This window comes from Stenotrophomonas sp. P5_B8 (assembly GCF_054049855.1).
This window is the reverse complement of the sequence record NZ_JBFULO010000859.1, coordinates 1-610: the sequence shown is the minus strand read 5'-3', so window position 1 is coordinate 610 and position 610 is coordinate 1. Positions and strand designations below refer to the sequence as shown.

The 610-nt window shown below is 62.1% G+C and carries 1 protein-coding gene; it reads right to left on the bottom strand.

Annotated features, from left to right (window positions below):
* Positions 1–85 precede the first annotated feature (85 nt).
* Positions 86–610, bottom strand: a 525-nt coding sequence (locus tag ACXJKH_RS21860) for an OmpA family protein (RefSeq protein WP_457322528.1), incomplete at its 5' end; no start/stop codon positions are given.

Here is a 610-nt window from a genome sequence, read left to right as displayed (position 1 = left end):
AGCTTTTGGCTTTTGGAGAAGAACAGGCAAAAAAAAAGGGCCCGGCAATGCCGGGCCCTCTTCTGAGGCTGTACTACCAGAAGGATTAGTTCTGGACGTTCAGCTCGGTACGACGGTTCTTTGCACGACCTTCCGGGTTGTCCGAACCATCCGGGTTGGTGTTCGGTGCAATCGGACGGCTCTCGCCGTAGCCGATCGGACCCACCAGACGCGAAGCGGACACGCCGTTCTTGGTCAAGTAGTCATACACGGTGGTGGCGCGACGCTCCGACAGCTTCTGGTTGTAAGCGTCGGTACCCTTCGAGTCGGTGTGACCGGCAACTTCAACGCGCAGATCCGGGTAACGCTTCAGGATCTCGGTGGCTTCGCTCAGGATCGCCACGGCGTCCGGACGCAGGGTCGCCTTGTCGAAGTCGAAGTTCACACCCTTCAGGTCGATGGAGACCGGCACCGGGCAACCGTCCGGACCGATGGTCTGACCCGGCTGCGAATCCGGGCACTTGTCGTCGCAGTTGTTGACGCCGTCACCGTCGTCATCCATGTCTGCGCAGCTCGGCGCCACCGGAGCCGGGGCAACCACAGCAGCGGTCGGGGCCGGGCCCAGCGGGAT